We start from the raw sequence: 554 nt of genomic DNA, 5'->3' as shown, positions 1-554 counted from the left end.
GCCGCCAGCGCGTAGCCCGCGCCGGCCTGTAACAGGGCGAACGCGGTGGTCGCCCATCCCCAGACGCGGCGGTGATCGGTGATCCCGGCCAGCTCCGCCATTCGTGCCGAGGTCACCGCCACGGTGCCGGGTACCAGGGCGCCCATGACCAGCGAACTGGCCGCCAGCACCGCGGGCCCCGGCGCGGCCAGCGGCAGGGCAACGATCCCCGCCTTGGCCGCGAGGATGCCCACCAGCGCGCGTCGCCAGCCGAGATGCCGGGCCACGAAACTCGCGAGCGCGGGCCCGGCCACGGCGCCGAGCCCGAAGAGCGCCCACTGTACCCCGGCGGCGTCCATCCCCAGGCCGCGGCCGCGGGCGAGGTAGTCCACCCAGAATACCGTGTGCGGGATAAAGCCCACTGCATCCAGGGCATAGGCGGCAAGGGTGGTGCCGGTGAGCGCGAGCAGGTGCCCCGCCGGCCGGCCGGTATCCGTCGTCGCGCCGTCCGGTACGGGCAGCCTCCCCCATGCGGGCCAGGCGAGGAGGCAGGCGGCGAGGGCGAGACCGCCGAG

The 554-nt window shown here is 75.5% G+C and carries 1 protein-coding gene; it reads right to left on the bottom strand.

The features are described from left to right. The coding region (locus tag G7A99_RS24210) for a YbfB/YjiJ family MFS transporter (RefSeq protein WP_163144626.1) at nt 1-554 on the bottom strand (554 nt) is incomplete at both ends.

Source organism: Arhodomonas sp. KWT (assembly GCF_010993615.1).
The sequence above is the reverse complement of the archived record's forward strand: the minus strand, read 5'-3'. Positions and strand labels throughout refer to the sequence as shown.